We start from the raw sequence: 16,461 nt of genomic DNA, 5'->3' as shown, positions 1-16,461 counted from the left end.
ACGAGGCCCCCCATGGCTCACCCCCGGCCGTCCCGCCGCACGCTGCTGCGCTCCGGGGCCGCGCTCGCCGCGCTGGCCCTGACCGACGGCTGCTCCTCCGGCGGCGGCGACGAACCGTCCGCCCCGAGCGGCACCGCCACGGCCCCGGCCCCGACGGACACCCCGTCCGCCGCGGCCCGGGCGATGCCCGCCGAATCGGCCCCGCACTCCCGGACCTTCATGGCCTGGCCGGCCCTGGAGGAGGTGTGGGGCGACCAGCTCCCCGGCGTCCGCGAGGACATCGCCGGGCTGGCCCGGACCATCGCGGGCTTCGAGCCCGTCGTGCTGCTGGCCCGGCCCGACCAGGCGGACCAGGCGCGGCAGGCCTGCGGCTCCAGCGTCGAGGTGCTCGAGCTGATGGTCGACGACCTCTGGGCCCGGGACACCGGCCCGACCTTCGTCACCGGCCCGCAGGGGCTCGCCGGGGTCGACTTCAACTTCAACGGCTGGGGGAACAAGCAGACCCACGCCGACGACAGCCAGGTCGCCCGCAACCTGCTGGAGCACTACGGCGTCACCCGCGTCCAGGCGCCCGTAACCGGCGAGGGCGGCGGCATCGAGGTGGACGGCGACGGCACGCTGATGGCCACCGAGAGCTCCTGGGTCAACGACAACCGCAACCCCGGCAAGTCCCGCGACCAGATCGAGGCGGCCTTCAAGGACCTGCTCGGGGTCCGGAAGGTGCTGTGGTTCAAGGGGGTCGCCGGCCAGGACATCACCGACTGCCACGTCGACGCGCTCGCCCGCTTCGCCGAACCCGGCACCGTCGTCCTCCACCGCCCGGCCGCGAACACCCCGCCGGACATCTGGAGCATGGCCTCCGACCAGGCGCTCCAGGTCCTGAAGTCCGCCACCGACGCCGGCGGGCGCACGCTCAGGGTGGTCGAGATCCCGGAGCCCGACTTCGACCTGATCCAGGGGTCGGGCAAGAACTTCCTCGCCACCTACATCAACTACTACGTCTGCAACGGGGGCGTCATCGTGCCGCGCTTCGGGGACCAGGCGGCCGACGACCGGGCGGCGGGCATCATCGGCGACCTCCACCCGGGGCGGAAGGTCACCCCCGTCACCATCGACCACATCGCCGGTGGCGGGGGCGGCATCCACTGCGCCACCCAGCAGCAGCCCGCCGTCCCCGGGGCGAGCCCGTCCTAGGGTTTTGTCTGTCGGGGCCTGTCCGACGAGGGGCCCGGTCAGACGGTGGCGGACAGCGAGGCCATCAGGGTGCGCAGCACCTGCGCGGCGTCCACGGTGCCGTCGAGCGAGCCGATGGCGGCGATCCCGTCCACGGCCGCGGCGAAGGCCTCGCCGAGCGGGACGGGGTCGGCGGCGGAGCCGCGCTCGTCGACCAGCACCCCGAAGAGGCGGACGAAGCAGGACCGCCACCGCGCGTACTCGGCCTCCAGGCTGACCCTGACCCGTTCGTCGTTCAGGGCGAGCCAGTGCAGGGCGGCGTGCAGCCGCGCGAGGTCCGGGCTCTCCGGCCGCGTCAGCAGGGTCAGCACCCGCTCCGCCCGCTCGGCGTAGCCGCCCGGGCCGTCCACCGCCCGTTCGAGGGGGGCGATCCACTCGGGCCGGATGTCCGCGACCACCGCGACGATCAGGTCGGTGCGGTCCGCGAAGTGGTAGTGGCACATCCCGTGCGAGACCTCGCACAGCGCGGCCACGTTGCGGGTGGTGAAGCGGCCGGCGCCGGCGCCGGCGAGGAGGGTCCGGGCCGCCGCGATCAGCCGGGCCCGGGTCTGCTCGCCCTTGGCGGAGGAGCGCGTCCGGCCGCCGCCGGCCGGTGTCGCGGAGGGAGCCGGGGCCGTGCCTGTCGCCTGCGTCGCCATGGCGGCAACTGTAGCCAGGACCGGGGCGCGGCGGCAGGGAGACGGCCGTGGTCGTGGGGCCGCCGGGGCGGTCCGGACGGTCCGCGGGCGTTCCCCTGGCGGCTTCCGGGCGGCCCGGGGCGGGCGCGGTCGGGGGAAGTCGGGGGCGGATGCCTGCGCAAACTATTGACCGAGCGCTTGGTCAGTTCTACCTTTCCGGTCAACTGCGGTGCATGCAGCCGGCATTGACATGGAGGCAGAGATGAACGACCAGCTCAGATCCGAGCAGGCGGCCACGGCGGGCGTCGGCCGACGCGGATTCCTCGCGGCCGCGGGACTGGCCGCGGCCGGGGCCGCGCTGACCGTCGCCACCGGCGGCCCGGCCTCGGCCGGGCAGCGGCGCGGCACGGCGACCGACGGGCGGACGCTCACCGCCACCGGCCTCGTCGTGCCGATCGACACCGCCCGGCACGCCCGCACCTGGATGGCCTGGCCGGACAGCAGCACCATCTGGCGCAGCAAGCTCGCCGGCGTGCAGTCGAACATCGCGCTCATCGCGAAGACCATCGCGAAGTACGAGCCGGTCACCATGCTCGCCAACCCCGCCAGCGTCTCCAAGGCGCGCTCGATGTGCGGCACGGCCGTCACGGTCATCGGCGACATCCCGGTCGACGACTGCTGGATGCGCGACACCGGCCCGGTCTTCCGCACCGACGGCGCGGGCGGGTTCGACGCGGTCGGCTTCAACTTCAACGGCTGGGGCAACCGGCAGACGCACGCCAACGACGCACTGGTCGCCCGCCGCGTCGCCGCCTACCTCGGCGTCCCGTTCACCGCCGCCGGGCTCGTCACCGAGGGCGGCGCCGTCGAGACCGACGCGGCCGGCACCCTGATGGCGACCAGGAGCAGCATCCTCAACGGCAACCGCAACCCCGGCATGTCGCAGGCCCAGGTCGAGGCGGCCCTGTGCACCGCCTACGGGGCCACCAAGGTGATCTGGTTCCCCGGCATCGCCGGCCAGGACATCACCGACGACCACGTGGACGCCACCTCCCGGTTCGTCGGCGGCGGCACGGCCGTGGTGCAGGCGCCGCTGGCCGGTGACACCGACGTCTGGTCCAACGACGAGCGCCAGCAGTACCAGATCCTGTCCGCCGCCACCGGCGGGCAGGGCACCCCGGTCTCCGTCAGCCGGATCCAGGGCCCCGACTACAACCTGATCCGCTCGACCAACCCGTCCTTCGTCGGCTCCTACGCCAACTACTACCTCTGCAACGGCGCGGTGATCTCCGCCCAGTTCGGCGACACCAAGGCCGACGCGGCCGCCCGGACCACGCTCGCCCGGCTCTTCCCCGGCCGGACGGTCGAACAGCTCAACATCGACAACCTCGGCGCCGGGGGCGGCGGCATCCACTGCGTCACCCAGCAGCAGCCCGTCCCGTAGCGGGTGCCGTGCGGCGGGGGAGGGCGCCGGCCCGCCCCTCCGCACCGGGCCCGGCCGGTGCGGGCGGCCGGGCGGTCCGTGGCGGGTCAGCCGAGGGAGGGGATGTCGTGGGTCGCGCAGTGGATGCCGCCACCGCCGGCGGCTATCGCGTCGATCTTCACGGGGACGATCTCGCGGGTGGGGAAGTACTGCTTGAGGATCTGCTGGGCGCGGTCGTCGGCCCGGGCGTCGCCGAACTTCGGCAGGTAGACGCCCTTGTCGCCGATGTAGAAGTTCATGTACGAGGAGACGAAGGCGTCGCCGCGGCCGGTGATCTTGTCCGGGTCGGGCTGCTGGAGCTCGACGACCTCCAGCTTCCGGCCGCGCGCGTCGGTGGCGGTCTTGAACACCGAGCGCGCCTGGTCGGCGGAGCGGGACCAGACGTCGGCCGGGGTCCCGGGGAAGGCCTGGTCGAGCAGGACGACGCCGGGTGCGGCGAAGCGGGTCAGGCAGTCGACGTGGGCGTCGGTGATGTCCTTGCCCTTGACGCCGGCGAGCCAGATCACCTTGGTGACGCCGAGGACCCGCTTGAGTTCGGCCTCGACCTGGTCGCGGCTCATGCCGGGGTTGCGGTTGTCGTTGACGACGGAGCTCTCGGTGACCATCAGGGTGCCCAGGCCGTCGGTCTCGAAGGAGCCGCCCTCGGCGACCAGCTTGGTCTCGACGCGCTCCACGCCGTACTTCGCCAGCACCGCCCGGGCGACCTTGGCGTCGTTGCCGCGCTGCTGCTTGCCGCCCCAGCCGTTGAAGTTGAAGTCGACGCCCTTGACCTTGCCGCCCTCCTCGACGAACACCGGCAGGGTGTCCCGGGCCCACAGGTCGTCCACCGCGATCGGCACCACCTCGACGGCCGAGCCGCACGTCTTCTGCGCGGCGTCCTTCTGCTCGGGGCGGGCCATCATGACCACGGGCTCGCGGGCCGAGATGGCCTGGGCCAGCCCGGCGACGTCCCGTCGCACGTCCGGGAGCTGGTCGCCCCAGACCGTCTCGGAGGCCGGCCAGGACATCACCGTGCGCAGGTGCTTGTCCCACTCGGCGCCGAAGCGGCGGGGGCCGGAGCCGGTGCCGCCGGACTGCGTCGGCAGCGCGGTCGCCTCCGGGTCGAGGCCGTCGAGGTCGTTGCAGGCGGTGAGGCCGAAGGCGAGGACACCGGCGCCGGCGAGGGAGCGCACCAGGGTGCGGCGGGACAGGTCGGTGGGCATGCGGGATCTCCAGACGGGGTCGTGAGGGTTTCGGGAGAGGTGCCACGGGCGGGGCGCCCGGCGGTGCGGTTCCGTGCGGTTCCGAGCCGCGCGGTTCCGCGTGGTGTGGTGCGGGCCGGACGGGCCCTACGGCAGCGGCTCGTGCATGGTCGAGCAGTGGATGCCGCCGCCGCCGGCCATCAGGCGGTCCACGTCGAGCTGGACGACGTGACGGCCGGGGAAGGCAGCGGCGAGCGCCTCCTTCGCGGCCGCGTCCTTGTACGCGTCGCCGAACTGGGCGGTGACGACCCCGCCGTTGACGACGTGGAAGTTGAGGTAGGAGTCGACGAACTTGGAACTGCGGGAGCGCACGGTGTCCGGGCCGTGCACGGGGATGACCTGCAGCCGGCGGCCGCGGGCGTCGGTGGCGGCGGACAGGAGCGCGAACTGCTCGCGGGCGTCCCGCGCCCAGGCGTCGTTGCGGTCCGCCGGCGGCAGCTGGACCATCACGACGCCGGGCCGGATGAACCGCGAGGTGACGTCGACGTGGTCGTCGGTGATGTCCTGGCCCTTGATCCCGGGCAGCCAGATCATCTCGTCCGCGCCGTAGGCGTCCAGGACGGCGTCCTCGATCTCGTCCCGGCTCATGCCGCGGTTGCGGTTCTTGTTGACCAGGCTGCTCTCGGTGGCCATGACGGTGCCGTCGCCGTCGGTCTCGATCGCCCCGCCCTCGCCGACGAAGTCCGCGTAGGAGTGGCGCAGGCCGCGGCGGGCGGCCAGGCGCTCGGCGACCAGGGCGTCGTCGTCGTGGATCTGCTTGTTCCCCCAGCCGTTGAAGTTGAGGACCACCGCGTCCAGCCCGCCGCGGCCGTCCCGGCGGAACACCGGGGCGATGTCGCGCATCCACAGGTCGTCGGTGGGGATGGCGGTCGTCACCTCGACCGACGGCCCGCACCAGGAGCGGGCCTTGTCCGCGGTGTAGTCGTCGGGGGCGCACATGACCACCGGCTCGAACTGGGCGATCGTCCGGGCGATCAGGGCGATGTCCTCCTGGATCCGGCCCAGGCGCAGCCCCCACACGCCCCGGCGGGAGGGCCAGGACATCCAGGTCCGCGCGTGCGGGACGTCGTCCGCGGGCACCCAGGAGTAGGTTCCGGCGGAGCGGTCATCGCGGTGGTGGGTCATGAGGGTCTCCAGATCGTGCGACGGTGCCGGGAGGGGGCGGGCCACCAGGTCCACTGTTCGCGCCGCGACGCACCGGCGCACCAGGTGGCACGGTCCGGTGGCTGCACCCGCCCGCGGTCCCACACTCGCATTGACTGAAAAGTCAGTCAAACTTATCGGCGCACCTTGACCCGATCAGCGGTGAAGGGGCACGGAGCGTGACGAATCGGACGGGGGCGGCCGGCCCGGAGCGGGCCCGCCCGCCCCACCCGGTCAGGAGCCGAGACCCGCCAGCTCGGTCTCGACGGCCTCGGACATCAGCGTGCGGGCGTGCGCCAGCGGCAGGCTGCCGCTGAGCCAGCGCATGCTCAAGCCCTCCAGCAGCGCGGTCAGCCGCTCGGCCGCACCGGCCAGTGCGACCGCCGAGGACATCGGCCGCACCTCGCCGATCAGCTCGGCGATCTCCTGCACCCAGACCCGGGTGGCCCGCGCCAGATCCTCGCGCAGCGTCTCGTCGAACACCGCACTGGCCCTCAGTTCGCCCCAGGCGGTGCTGTTCTCCCGCACCTCGGCGCTGTCCTGGAGCTCCAGCAGCAGCGTCTGGTCCAGCTCCTCGCGCGGCGTCAGCGGGGGCGCGTCCGCGGGCCGGTCGGTGGTGTACCGCTCCGCCCGGTCGTTGATGAACTCCAGGGTCTGCCGGAGGATCCCCGTGCGGTCCTTGAAGTGGTAGTAGATCAGCGCGGTGGAAACCCCCGCCTCGGCGGCGAGCTCCTCGACCCGCAGGCCGCGCACCCCGCGTCGCGCGATCACCCGCGCCGCTGCTTCCAAGATCGACGTTTTACGACTGGCCACGGCCGCCACCTTACCGGGACGCCCCCGCCGGCCTCCGGGCACCGCCTGACCCGTCCGTCAGCGACCGGCCGGACGCGCGGGCGCGTTTGTATCCGTCGGGTATCGGCGGGGGCTCGGCCGGCCGTCGGTCCGCCGCCGCCCCGGGGGGCTCGGCCGTCGCGGCGGAGGCCGCGAGAGGTGGCCCGACCTGGGAGTTCGCGGCGGCGGGGTGGGCCGGGCCGCCCCTTCGGCCCCGGCGGCGGGGGGCCGGGAGCTGTCGTAGGGTTTCCGGACGGGCGCCCGGTGACGCCGCCGGACCCGTCCCGCACCCCACTCCACCACGCCCCGAGGAGCCGCCCGCCGTGTCCCCGCCCCCCGTCCGCGTGCTGCTGGTGGAGGACGACGAGCTGATGCGGAGGTCGTTCACCGTCGCGCTGGAACGCTACGGGTACCGGATGCGGGCCGCGGCCGACGGGCTGACCGGCCTGGAGCTCTTCCGGGAGGAGGAGTTCGACCTGCTCGTCCTCGACGTGATGCTGCCCGGGCTGGACGGGATCGGGCTCTGCCGCCGGATCCGGGAGACCAGCCTGGTGCCCGTGCTGATGATGTCCGCGCGCGGGGACGGACTCGACGTCGTCGCCGGCCTGGAGGCGGGCGCGGACGACTACGTGGTCAAGCCCGTGGACACCTACGTCCTGGTGGCCCGGATCCGCTCGCTGCTCCGGCGGGCGACGTACGCGCCGCTCCCGGGGCCCGGTCCCGACACCGGGGACGTGCTGGTCTTCGGCGACCTCACCGTCGACACCGCCGGCATGGTCGTCACCGTCGCGGGCAGCCCCGTCGCGCTGACCCCGACCGAGCTCAAACTGCTGCTGGAGTTCGCCGCCCACCCCGGCGTCGTGCTGGAACGGCACACCCTGCTGCGCGAGGTCTGGGAGTACGGCTGGGACGGCGACAGCCGCGTGGTGGACCTCTGCGTGCAGCGGCTGCGCCGGAAGCTGGGCCGGGACCGGATCGAGACGGTCCGCGGGTTCGGCTACAAGCTCCGGCGCTGAGCGGTGCGCCCGTTCTCCCGGCTGCGGCCGGCCCGCACCTCGCTGCGCTGGAAGATCGCCGCCCTGGCCGCGGCCACGGCCTGCCTGGTCGTCGCGGCCGTGGGCGTGCTGGTGCACCTGTGGACGGCGCACGACGTCCGCGACCGGGCCGGGGCACAGGCCTTCAACGCCGTGTACTCGGCCGTCGACGTCTACCGGCGCACCGGCACCCTCGCGGACGGCGCCGAACTCGACCCCGACGCACTGCCCGCCGCCCTGCGCCACCCCGCCGACGACGCCCGGCACACCGCCTACGACGGGCGCGTCGAGGGCAACCTGGGGCCGAGCGTCTGGGCTGCCCAGCGGACCGCCGGGCCCGGCAGCCCGGTGCTGGCCGTCCGGGTCAACCTGAGCCCGGAGCTGCACGACCTGCGCCGGCTCGACGTGACGATGGCCCTCGCCTCGCTGCTCGCCCTCGCGGCGGCCGCGCCACTGGCGGTCTACGGGGCCGGCCTGGTCGCCCGCCGGCTGCAGCGGGTCTCCGAGACGGCCGGCCGGATCTCCGCCGGGGACCTCGACGCCAGGACCGGGCCCACCGCGGGCCGGGACGAGGTGGCCGAGATCGCCGCCACCGTCGACCGGATGGCCGACGACCTCGGCCGGCGGCTGCGCACCGAACGACGGTTCACCGCCGACGTGGCGCACGAGCTGCGCACCCCGGTCGGCGGTCTGCTGGCCGCCGTCGACCTGCTGCCGCCCGGCGAGACCGAGGACCTGCTCCGGGCCCGGGTCCGCGACCTGCGCGCCCTGGTCGAGGACCTCCTGGAGATCTCCCGCCTGGACGCCGGCGCGGAGCGGCCCGTCCGGGCCCGGGTGCCGCTCGGGGCGGTCGTCACCGAGGCCGTGCAGCGCACCGGGCTCGGGGGCACCGAGGTCGTCGTCCCCGGCGCTTCGCCGCGCGCGGGGGCGGGGGCAGGGGCGGGGCGGATGGACGCAGAAACCGTGGCGGCCCCGGAGACCGCGGGCACCGTGGAGACCGACCCGCGCCGGCTGGAGCGGATCGTCGGCAACCTGGTGGTCAACGCCCACCGGCACGGGGCCGGCCCGGTGCGGGTCACCGTCGAGGGCCGGACGGTCGTCGTGCGCGACCACGGCCCCGGCTTCCCGCCCGACCTGTTGCGGCACGGCCCCCGCCGCTTCCACACCGGCTCCGCCGAGCGCGGCCCGGGCCACGGCCTGGGACTGACCATCGCCCTCGGGCAGGCCCGGCTGCTCGGGGCCGACCTGCGGCTGGACAACGCCCCGGACGGCGGCGCCGTCGCCACCCTGCGACTGCCCGGCTGACCCGGAAGCGCACCGCCGGCCGCGGTGACCGAGGCGCACCGCCGGGCCCGGTGACCCACCCGCGCGCAGCCGGGCGACGGAACCGATACGGAGTGGAGCGCGCGGTGATACACCGCGGCCGGGGCCCCCGATACACGCCCCGGACACCCTCGACGTGCACCCTTCCGCACCGACGAGGAGCCCGCCGTGACCGCCGACCCCCTTGCCCGCCACGCCCTGCTCACCACACCCGGGATCGCGGCCGCCACCACCGACCTGACCAGGGTCTACGGCGCCGGCGACACCCGGGTCACCGCCCTGGACCGGGTCAGCGTGGCCTTCCGGGAGGCCGAGTTCACCGCGATCATGGGACCCTCCGGCTGCGGCAAGTCGACCCTGATGCACTGCGCCGCCGGCCTGGACACCCCCAGCTCCGGTTCCGTGCGGATCGGCACCACCGAGCTGGGCACGCTGGGCGACCAGCAGGTGACCCGGCTGCGCCGGGACCGGATCGGCTTCGTCTTCCAGGCGTTCAACCTGCTGCCGACACTCACCGCGCTGGAGAACATCACGCTGCCGCTGACCATCGCCGGGCGCCGGCCGGACCGGCAGTGGCTGGACCGCGTGGTCGCCATGGTCGGGCTCGCCGGCCGCCTCCACCACCGGCCCGCGCAGCTGTCCGGCGGCCAGCAGCAGCGCGTCGCGGTCGCCCGGGCGCTGACCTCCCGGCCCGCGATCGTCTTCGCCGACGAGCCCACCGGCAACCTCGACTCGCACGCCGGCGCCGAGGTGCTCGGCTTCCTGCACGCCTCGGTGCGCGAGCTGGGACAGACGGTGGTCATGGTCACCCACGACCCGGTCGCCGCCGGCTACGCGGACCGCGTGGTGTTCCTCTCCGACGGCCGCCTGGTCGACGAGATGACGCGGCCCACCCCGGAGCGGGTCCTCGGGGTCATGAAGGGCTTCGACGCCCGCTCCCGCACCAGCTGACGCGTCGCCGGCCGACGCCCGCGCCCACCCGCCCCCGCCCGTCCTCCACTCCTCCCGAAAGCCGCCCATGCTGAGAACAGCCCTGCGCAACGTCCTGGCGCACAAGGCCCGTCTGGCCATGACCGTCCTCGCGGTCTGCCTCGGCGTCGCCTTCGTCTGCGGCACCCTCGTCTTCGCGGACTCGACCGCCGCCGCCCACCGCGCCGCCGCCTCCAGGAACTTCGCGGACACCGCCGTCACCGTCACCGCGCGGGCGGACCCCACCGCGGGACCGGCGGACCGGCGCGAGGACGTGCTCACCGACGCGCTCGCGCGGACCCTGGCCCAGCTGCCCGGCGTCGCCGCCGTCCGGCCCTCCGTCGACGGCGCCGCCGTGCTGAACGCCGCGGACGGCAGCCCGCTGAGGGTCCGGCCCGGGGCGAACCTGGCCGCGGCCTACGTCCCCGCCACGGGTGGGAAGGACGGCGGGACGGCCGGCCGGGACGCCCGCTACCCCCTGGTCGAGGGCCGCGCCCCCGCCGGCGGTGACGAGATCGCCGTGGACGTGGGCACCGCCGCCGCCGGCCGGTTGCACCTGGGCGACCGGGTCACGCTGGCCACCGACGGGCCGGCCATGACCAAGCGGCTCGTCGGCCTCGTCACCACCGCCGACACCCGGGTCACCGCCCGCGGCACCCTCGTCCTGTTCGACCGGGCGACCGCCCAGGAGCTGTTCGCCGCCCCGGGGCACTACACCGCGATCGACCTGTCCGCCGTGCCCGGCACCGCTCAGGCCGAACTCGCCCGGCGGGTCGCCGAGGTGCTCCCCGCGGAGCGGGCCGAGGCCGTCACCGGCGCGGCCCTGGCCGTTCAGCAGGCCGCCTACGTGGGCGTGCTGACCCGCGGGTACGAGAAGACGCCGATGGTCTTCGCCGGGGTCGCGCTGTTCATCGGTTCGTTCCTGGTCGTCAACACCTTCACCATGCTCGTCACCCGGCGCAGCCGCGAGATCGCGCTGCTGCGGGCGATCGGCGCCTCCCGCCGTCAGGTCGTCCGGACCGTCCTGGCGGAGGCACTGCTGGTCGGCCTCGCCGCCTCGGCGGCCGGGTTCGCGCTGGGCCTCGGCGTCGCCACCGTGCTGCCCGGGGTCCTGGGCGGTGGGGACACGCTGCCGCACGGCCCGCTGGTGATCGGGCCGCGCCCCGTCGCGGCGGCGCTCGGCGTGGGGGTGGGCGTGACGGTGCTCGCCGCGTGGCTGCCCTCGCGCAGGGCCGCGCGGGTCGCGCCGGTCGAGGCGCTGCGCACCGTCCAGCAGCCGCCCGCCGGCCGGGCCGGCCTCCGGGCCGGGGCGGGCCTGGCCCTGCTGCTCGCCGGGGCCGGCCTGCTGGTCGCGCTCGCGGCCACCGCCGAGGACGCCTCCGAGGCGAACCTGCGCAACGCCCTGCTGGGCAGCGGCCTGCTCGTCGTCGCACTGGTCGTGCTGGCGCCGCTGCTGGTGGCCCCGGCGGTGCGCGCCATCGGCCGGCCGGCCGATGCGCTCGGCCGGCGGCTGACCGGCGGCACCGGGATCACCGGTCACCTCGCCCGGCAGAACGTGCTGCGCGACCCGCGGCGCACCGCGGCGACCGCCGCCACCCTGCTGGTCAGCACCGCACTGGTCACCGGCCTCGCCGTCGTGGGCCACTCCACCGGGCAGGCCCTCGACCGTCGGGCCGCGGCCGGGCTCGGCGCCGACTACGTGATCGGCACCGGCAGCACCACGGCCGGCATCGACCCGGACGCCGTCCGGCGGGTGGCCGGGGCGGGCGGTGTGCGGACCGCGAGCGCCGTCACCGACTCCACCCTGTTCCTCGGCGGCGGCGTCCGGGAGGTCTCCGGGGTGGACCCGGCCACGGTCGGCGAGGTGATGCGGCTGCACTTCCTCGGCGGCTCCGCGCAGGACCTCGGGCCGGGCCGCATCGCCCTCTCCGAGACCGTCGCCCGGGAGAACGGTCTGCGCACCGGCAGCCGGGTCGAGGCCCGGATCGGCCCGGGCGGGGAACCCGCCCCCTACACCGTCGTGGGCGTCTACCAGGACAATCCCACCGCCCGCGACGCGCTCGGCGCCGAAGACGAGGTGCGGCGGCACGCCTTCCGGCCGGGCTCCGTCCAGCGGATCCTGGTGCGGACGGAGGGCGGCGAGGTCTCCGCGGCGGTGGAGGACCGGCTGCGGGCCGCGGTGGGCGGCAACCCGCTGCTGACGGTGCGGGACCGGGCCGCGGTCGTCCGGGCCGCCGCGGGCACCGTGGGCGACCTGCTGACCCTGGTGAACGGGCTGCTCGTGATCGGGGTGGTGATCGCCGTGCTCGGCGTCGCGAACACGCTGGCGGTGTCCGTGGCCGAGCGCACCCGGGAGATCGGTGCGCTGCGCGCCCTGGGCATGGACCGGGCGGGTGTCCGGCGGATGATCCGGCTGGAGGCGGTGACCGTCGCGGCGTTCGGCACCGGGCTGGGCCTGGCCGGCGGGCTGTTCTGCGCCTGGGCGGTCGGGGCGCTGGCCAACGGCGCGATGGCCGGGTACGCGTTGGAGCTGCCCTGGGGCCGACTGGCCCTGACCTGCCTGCTCGCCCTGCTGGTCGGTGCCCTCGCCGCCGCCGTTCCGGCCCACCGGGCGGCCGCGCTGAGCCCGCTGGAGGCCGTGGCCGAGGTGTGAGGCCGAGGTGCGGGGCCGAGGTGCGGGGCCGAGGCGCACGGCCGTGGTGTGAGGCCGTGGTGTGAGGCCGCACCCGGGCAGCCCGGCGGGACCACGGAGGTCCCGGCCGGCCGGGCTGCCCGGAACCGGGCGGCCGCGACTGGTCGGCGTCCCGGCCCGGGCGGCGGTGCAACGGTGGTTGCGGTGCGTCCCGGGTCGGGCGGCCTGGCAGTCGCAGATCTGGGTGTGGGTGTGGGTGTGGGTGTGGGTGTGGCGCGCCGGTTCAGGCGGAGTGCAGCGTGATCAGGCGGACGGCCGGGGCGGAGACCACCTGGACCGTGTCGACGCCCGGCAGGCGCAGCTTGGCGAAGCCGCCCTGGAAGGACACCAGTGCGTGCGGGACGGACGCGGTCGGCGTGCCGTCCGCCGTGAGCACGGCGTAGCCGGCGTTGAGTTCGACCGCTGCCTCGGCCCAGTCCTGGTCCATGACGCCCCCCGGTGTTCGGTCCCCCCGAAACGGTACCGATCGGTACCGACGGCAAGGACGGTACCGACCGGTGCCGTTTGGCGTCAAGGGTGGTTAGATCGGGGCCATGGCCGTAAACGCACGGGCGCGCCTGCTGAGCACCGCCGAGTCCCTCTTCTACGCCAACGGCATCCGCGCGGTCGGCGTGGAGCGGATCCTCTCCGAGTCCGGGGTGGGCCGGGCCTCCTTCTACCGGCACTTCTCCGGCAAGGAGGCCCTGGTGGTCGCCGTCCTGGAGGGGCGGGACGAGCGGTGGCGCGCCTGGCTCAGCGAGCGGGTCGCGGCCCACGGCGGCCACCCGCTCAACATCTTCGACGCGCTCGCCGAACGCTTCGCCGCGCAGGACTTCCGGGGCTGCGTCGCGATCAACACCATGACCGAGTTCGCGGACGCCTCCAGCCCGGCCCGCCGGATGGCCGCCCTGCACAAGACCCGGGTCATCGACCTGGTCGAGCAGCTGATGCGGGACGCGGACATCCCCGAACCCCTGGCCCGCGCCAAGCAGTTCGCGCTGCTGATGGACGGGGCCATCGTCACCGCCCTGCGCGAGGGGGCCCCGGACGCGGCCGAACGGGCCCGCGGCATCGCGCAGGCGCTGCTCGCCGCCTGACCGCGCCCCGGCCGCGCCCCCCCGTGCCGCTACCGCGGAGTGGTCAGGACGACGAGCTCCCTGGTCGCCCTGGTCATCGCGACGTAGCGGTCGACGGCCCCCTCGACGCCCCCGCCGAACGCCTCCGGGTCGACCAGGACCACCAGGTCGAACTCCAGGCCCTTGGACAGCTCCGGGGTCAGCGAGCGGACCCGCGGCGTCGCCCGGAAGGCCGGGTCCCCGATGACGCAGGCGGTGCCCTCCGCGTGCTCGGCGAGCCAGGCGTCGAGCACCGACTCCAGCTCCGCCGTCGACCCGTGGCGGACCGGGACGCCGTTGCTGCGGATGGACGTCGGCACGTTGGCGTCCGGCAGCGCGGCCCGGATGACCGGCTCGGCCTCCGCCATGATCTCCTCCGGCGTCCGGTAGTTCACGCTCAGCGAGGCCACCGTGACCCGCTCCAGCCCGGCCCGTTCGAGCCGTTCCCGCCAGGACTCGGTGAACCCGTGCCTGGCCTGGGCGCGGTCCCCGACGATGGTGAAGCTGCGGGAGGGGCAGCGCAGCAGCAGCATCTGCCATTGCGCGTCGGTGAGCTCCTGGGCCTCGTCCACGACGATGTGCGCGAACGGGCCGGCGAGCGGCTCCGGGTCGCCGGCGGGCACGGCGTCCTCGTCGACCAGGCTGTCCCGCAGGTCCTGCCCGCGCAGCATCGCCACCGCTCCCTCCCCGTCCTCGTCGGCCGCGAGGATGTGGTCGATGACCTGGGCCATGCGTTCGCGCTCGGCGGCGACGGCGGCCCGCCGCCGGCTCTGCCGGCGGGCGGCCTCCGGGTCGCCGAGACGCTGACGGGCCGCGTCCAGCAGGGGCAGGTCGGCGACCGTCCAGGCCTGGGCGTCCGGGCGCTGCAGCGCCCGGACCTCGTCGGCGGTGAGCCAGGGGGCGCACAGCCGCAGGTAGGCGGGGACCGTCCAGAGGTCGCCGACCAGGTCGGCCGCCTCCAGCAGCGGCCACGCCCGGTTGAGGGTGGTGACCAGGTCGCGGTCGCGCAGCAGCGACTTGTGGAACAGCTCCGGCGGGACGTCCTCCTCCTCGCCCCCCTCGGCGTGCTTGTCCAGCAGGATCGTCACCAGCTCCGCCCAGATCTGCTCGCGGGCCTCGTTGTGCGGGGTGCCCGGCTCCACGGAGTCGAACGCCTCGGCCCAGTCCCCGGCACTCAGCCACAGGTCGGACCAGTCGGTGCTGACCGTCATCCCCGCGGCGGGCGGCTCCTCGTAGACGGCGACGGCCTTCTCGACCGCCTTGACCAGCGCGGCGGACGCCTTCAGCCGGGCCACCTCCGGGTCGCTCTCCTCCACCGCCCGGGCGCCCTCGGCGACCAGGTCGCGCAGGGTGCAGGTCCGCACGCCCTCCTCGCCGAGGCTGGGGAGGACGTCGGCGACGTAGGAGAGATAGGGCTGGTGGGGGCCGACGAAGAGCACGCCGCCGCGGCGGTGGCCGAGGCGCGGGTCCGAGTACAGCAGATAGGCGGAACGGTGCAGGGCGACGACGGTCTTGCCGGTGCCCGGACCGCCGTCCACGACGAGGGCCCCGCGCGACCCCGCCCGGATCACGGCGTCCTGGTCGGCCTGGATGGTGGCGAGCACGTCCCGCATCCGGGGCGAGCGGGAGCTGCCGAGGCCGGCGATGAAGGCGGACTGGTCGTCCAGGGCGGCGTGGCCCTCCAGCCCGTCGGTCGTGAACACCTCGTCCCAGTAGTCGCTGATCCGGCCGCGGGTCCAGCGGTAGCGGCGCCGGCTCGCCAGGCCCGCAGGGTTGGCGTGGGTGGCGGCGAAGAACGGCTCGGCCGCGGGGGAGCGCCAGTCGATCAGCAGACGGCGCCCCGCACTGTCGGTGAGGCCCAGCCGGCCGATGTACACCGGCTCGGGGCCGTCCGCACCGACCACGCGGCCGAGGCACAGGTCCAGGCCGAAGCGGCGCAGGGCGCGCAGCCGGGCGGTCAGCCGGTGGACCTCCGCGTCCCGGTCCATCGCGGCCCGGCCGATGCCGCCGGGCGCCTTCCGTGCGGCGTCGAGCTGCTCGGACAGCTCGGCGACGGTCTGTTCCAGGCTCTCCGTGATGGCGGCGAAGTGTCGTTCGTCGGCGGCGATCAGCGCCGGGTCGGCCTTGGCGGTGAGGTGGTCGGGCAGGTCGAAGGCGCTGGCGGTCAGGGGGTGCATGGCATCGGCTCCGTTCCGGGGTTCCGAGGTCGATCCCGGGAGACCCGGCGGTGCCGCCGGCTCCGGTCTCGGCCTGCGATTGTGCGGCAGCACGGGGGCCTTGCGGCAAGACCCCCGGTGCGCTATAGGTTGAGAGTGGCAAGGGATGGGTTCACTCCCTCGCCGTCGCGCTGGTTCTCGCGCTCCCCGCCGCCGTATCCCGGGCGGGCTTCGGGATTTGCCTCCGGCCCGCTGCGGGCCTAGTGTTCTCTAGTCGCTCGACAGGGAGCACCGGACACGCATCGGCGCGGACGGTCCCGGGGCGGCCAATCCCCTGAAACACCACTTCCCGGCTCGGGTCGGGTCGCGTCCTGTCGCGGCTCGGTGCGTATTCGGCATGTGCGTTTATCGGATTGCGGCCGGATTCGCTTTTCGGAGCGGAGGTCGGCTAGAGTTTGAAACGTCGGACGGGGCGCAAAACCCCGGAAGACACTGGCGAATTGGATGACGAAGCCCCGGAAAACGGAGCGGAAAACATCTGATAAGCTGTAAACACGAAAGAACGAAGCGCCCGGAGGGCCTGCTGGAAGGCAGACCGAAGGAAGTGTCCGTTCCTTGAGAACTCAACAGCGTGCCAAAAGTCAA

Annotated in this window: 13 protein-coding genes; 7 read left to right on the top strand and 6 right to left on the bottom strand. The window is 74.8% G+C overall.

Annotated features, from left to right (window positions below; translation table 11 throughout):
- The first annotated feature begins 12 nt into the window (after window positions 1-12).
- Window positions 13-1,194: an agmatine deiminase family protein gene (locus AB0N04_RS17865; protein WP_360209810.1), complete on the top strand. Its 1,182-nt coding sequence runs from the start codon at window positions 13-15 to the stop codon at window positions 1,192-1,194.
- Between the two features lie 38 nt (window positions 1,195-1,232).
- Here AB0N04_RS17865 and AB0N04_RS17860 read toward each other — a convergent pair whose 3' ends face one another.
- Complete coding sequence (locus AB0N04_RS17860; protein WP_360209808.1) at window positions 1,233-1,871, bottom strand: TetR/AcrR family transcriptional regulator; 639 nt, start codon at window positions 1,869-1,871, stop codon at window positions 1,233-1,235.
- A 241-nt stretch (window positions 1,872-2,112) separates the two neighbouring features.
- On the opposite strand from AB0N04_RS17860, the gene AB0N04_RS17855 reads away from it, so the two are divergent.
- Complete coding sequence (locus AB0N04_RS17855) at window positions 2,113-3,294, top strand: agmatine deiminase family protein (RefSeq protein ID WP_360209806.1); 1,182 nt, start codon at window positions 2,113-2,115, stop codon at window positions 3,292-3,294.
- A gap of 86 nt (window positions 3,295-3,380) precedes the next feature.
- Here AB0N04_RS17855 and AB0N04_RS17850 read toward each other — a convergent pair whose 3' ends face one another.
- The 3 genes from AB0N04_RS17850 to AB0N04_RS17840 form a co-directional block, all read right to left on the bottom strand.
- Entirely contained in the window at window positions 3,381-4,535 is a 1,155-nt protein-coding gene (locus tag AB0N04_RS17850; protein WP_360209804.1) for an agmatine deiminase family protein, read from the bottom strand.
- A gap of 126 nt (window positions 4,536-4,661) precedes the next feature.
- Window positions 4,662-5,699 (bottom strand): agmatine deiminase family protein, encoded by a 1,038-nt coding sequence (locus AB0N04_RS17845; RefSeq protein ID WP_360209802.1) that lies wholly within the window; start codon window positions 5,697-5,699, stop codon window positions 4,662-4,664.
- A gap of 252 nt (window positions 5,700-5,951) precedes the next feature.
- A complete protein-coding gene (locus AB0N04_RS17840; protein ID WP_360209800.1) occupies window positions 5,952-6,530 on the bottom strand; it encodes a TetR/AcrR family transcriptional regulator in 579 nt (192 codons plus the stop codon).
- 341 nt (window positions 6,531-6,871) lie between these two features.
- On the opposite strand from AB0N04_RS17840, the gene cseB reads away from it, so the two are divergent.
- The 4 genes from cseB (at window position 6,872) to AB0N04_RS17820 (ending at window position 12,527) form a co-directional block, all read left to right on the top strand.
- Window positions 6,872-7,564: a two-component system response regulator CseB gene (gene cseB, locus AB0N04_RS17835; RefSeq protein ID WP_360209798.1), complete on the top strand. Its 693-nt coding sequence runs from the start codon at window positions 6,872-6,874 to the stop codon at window positions 7,562-7,564.
- Window positions 7,565-7,567: 3 nt separating this feature from the next.
- A complete protein-coding gene (locus tag AB0N04_RS17830; protein WP_360209796.1) occupies window positions 7,568-8,887 on the top strand; it encodes a HAMP domain-containing sensor histidine kinase in 1,320 nt (439 codons plus the stop codon).
- Window positions 8,888-9,103: 216 nt separating this feature from the next.
- Window positions 9,104-9,856, top strand: a complete 753-nt coding sequence (locus tag AB0N04_RS17825; protein ID WP_360209981.1) for an ABC transporter ATP-binding protein — start codon at window positions 9,104-9,106, stop codon at window positions 9,854-9,856.
- Between the two features lie 67 nt (window positions 9,857-9,923).
- The gene (locus AB0N04_RS17820; RefSeq protein ID WP_360209794.1) at window positions 9,924-12,527 is read left to right on the top strand and encodes an FtsX-like permease family protein; all 2,604 of its coding nucleotides are present in this window, start codon (window positions 9,924-9,926) and stop codon (window positions 12,525-12,527) included.
- Between the two features lie 262 nt (window positions 12,528-12,789).
- On the opposite strand, the gene AB0N04_RS17815 is transcribed toward AB0N04_RS17820, so the two are convergent.
- Window positions 12,790-12,993 carry a hypothetical protein gene (locus AB0N04_RS17815; RefSeq protein ID WP_360209792.1) on the bottom strand — a complete coding sequence of 68 codons (204 nt, stop codon included), beginning with the start codon at window positions 12,991-12,993 and terminating at the stop codon, window positions 12,790-12,792.
- 106 nt (window positions 12,994-13,099) lie between these two features.
- Here AB0N04_RS17815 and AB0N04_RS17810 point away from each other — a divergent pair, with 106 nt between their 5' ends.
- The gene (locus AB0N04_RS17810) at window positions 13,100-13,642 is read left to right on the top strand and encodes a helix-turn-helix domain-containing protein (RefSeq protein WP_360209790.1); all 543 of its coding nucleotides are present in this window, start codon (window positions 13,100-13,102) and stop codon (window positions 13,640-13,642) included.
- Between the two features lie 29 nt (window positions 13,643-13,671).
- Here AB0N04_RS17810 and helR read toward each other — a convergent pair whose 3' ends face one another.
- On the bottom strand, window positions 13,672-15,837 hold the full coding sequence (gene helR, locus AB0N04_RS17805; protein ID WP_360209788.1) for an RNA polymerase recycling motor ATPase HelR: 2,166 nt from the start codon (window positions 15,835-15,837) through the stop codon (window positions 13,672-13,674).
- Window positions 15,838-16,461 lie beyond the last annotated feature (624 nt).

This window comes from Kitasatospora sp. NPDC051702 (assembly GCF_040681575.1).
GTDB lineage: Bacteria > Actinomycetota > Actinomycetes > Streptomycetales > Streptomycetaceae > Kitasatospora.
The sequence above is the reverse complement of the archived record's forward strand: the minus strand, read 5'-3'. Positions and strand labels throughout refer to the sequence as shown.

Bases quoted from the DNA above. Each gene is read 5' to 3' on its own strand.
- AB0N04_RS17865 (WP_360209810.1), top strand. From the start codon at position 13: ATGGCTCACCCCCGGCCGTCCCGCCGCACGCTGCTGCGCTCCGGGGCC.
- AB0N04_RS17860 (WP_360209808.1), bottom strand. From the start codon at position 1,871: ATGGCGACGCAGGCGACAGGCACGGCCCCGGCTCCCTCCGCGACACCG.
- AB0N04_RS17855 (WP_360209806.1), top strand. From the start codon at position 2,113: ATGAACGACCAGCTCAGATCCGAGCAGGCGGCCACGGCGGGCGTCGGC.
- AB0N04_RS17850 (WP_360209804.1), bottom strand. From the start codon at position 4,535: ATGCCCACCGACCTGTCCCGCCGCACCCTGGTGCGCTCCCTCGCCGGC.
- AB0N04_RS17845 (WP_360209802.1), bottom strand. From the start codon at position 5,699: ATGACCCACCACCGCGATGACCGCTCCGCCGGAACCTACTCCTGGGTG.
- AB0N04_RS17820 (WP_360209794.1), top strand. From the start codon at position 9,924: ATGCTGAGAACAGCCCTGCGCAACGTCCTGGCGCACAAGGCCCGTCTG.
- AB0N04_RS17815 (WP_360209792.1), bottom strand. From the start codon at position 12,993: ATGGACCAGGACTGGGCCGAGGCAGCGGTCGAACTCAACGCCGGCTAC.
- AB0N04_RS17810 (WP_360209790.1), top strand. From the start codon at position 13,100: ATGGCCGTAAACGCACGGGCGCGCCTGCTGAGCACCGCCGAGTCCCTC.
- helR (WP_360209788.1), bottom strand. From the start codon at position 15,837: ATGCACCCCCTGACCGCCAGCGCCTTCGACCTGCCCGACCACCTCACC.